Source organism: Streptomyces africanus (assembly GCF_002150735.1).
GTDB classification, from domain to species: Bacteria; Actinomycetota; Actinomycetes; order Streptomycetales; family Streptomycetaceae; genus Streptomyces; species Streptomyces africanus.
The window spans coordinates 1-867 of the sequence record NZ_MUKA01000613.1 but is presented as its reverse complement, the minus strand read 5'-3'; the positions used below and the strand labels follow the sequence as shown (position 1 = coordinate 867).

The following is an 867-nucleotide window of genomic DNA, read 5'->3' as shown; positions in this document are numbered from 1 at the left end:
CCAGCGCCCGGAGAGAGTCAGCCACCACCCGCACGTCCGGGCCGACCATGCCCGCCGTGTCCAGGCGCCGGTACAGAGGGGTGGATCCGTAGAACACCACGGTCGGCCGGTTTTCGACCCGGTAGAGCTGGTGGCCGCGGGTGAGGGTGGCCCCGATCGCCGGCAGCCAGGTCACGGTCCCGGCCGAGGGGCCGCTGATCGCACGGGGGCTGCCGTAGTCGAGCGTCCCGTCGAGGGACACCGAGTCGGACAGATCGGTGCGCCGCACGACCGCCGAGCTCACCGACGCAGTCGCGGCCTTCGACGGGGGAGGGGGACCGGGCGGCATCGGTCCAGCGCGGGACGAGGGCCACACCCCCCGGCGGCGACCGCGATGACAACTCCCCCCGTGATGAGCACCGTTCGGCGGGTCGAGCGGTGCCGAGGTGCGTCCGGGTTCGTCGCGGAACCGGCCCCCTGGCGGGGGTCGCCCGGCCGGCCCGAGCCGTGGAGGGGCAACCTGACGTTCGACGTGTGGCGCGGCATGGCCGACAGCCTGTCGACCGGAGATGAAGGTCTGGGCGACGGGTCATGGCGCGTTTCTTGTGACGCCAAGGAGGACTGATCCCCTCGGGTCGGGCATCGCGTGGCGAGCGTGCTGCCCAGGACTCCCGTCACGTCGCACGGGCCGAGGAACCGGGGATTACATCGCCACTCTGTTGTCATCTGTCACATGAGTGCCGCGCCAGGAACGGTTCATACGGGCTTGACCACGCCACAACCATCGCCGATGGGGCCGCTGTTGGTGCGGTCGTTGCGGTGCGCCACGTCAGGGTGCCACATTCAAGATCAAGGGTCGGCATCGGACTGGCCGTCTCACTTGACCGG

At 70.6% G+C, this 867-nt stretch carries 1 pseudogene; it reads right to left on the bottom strand.

What is annotated here, in order from left to right:
* Positions 1 to 283: pseudogene (locus CCL05_RS42655) on the bottom strand (peptidoglycan-binding protein); the annotation flags it as partial.
* Between the last annotated feature and the right edge of the window lie 584 nt (positions 284 to 867).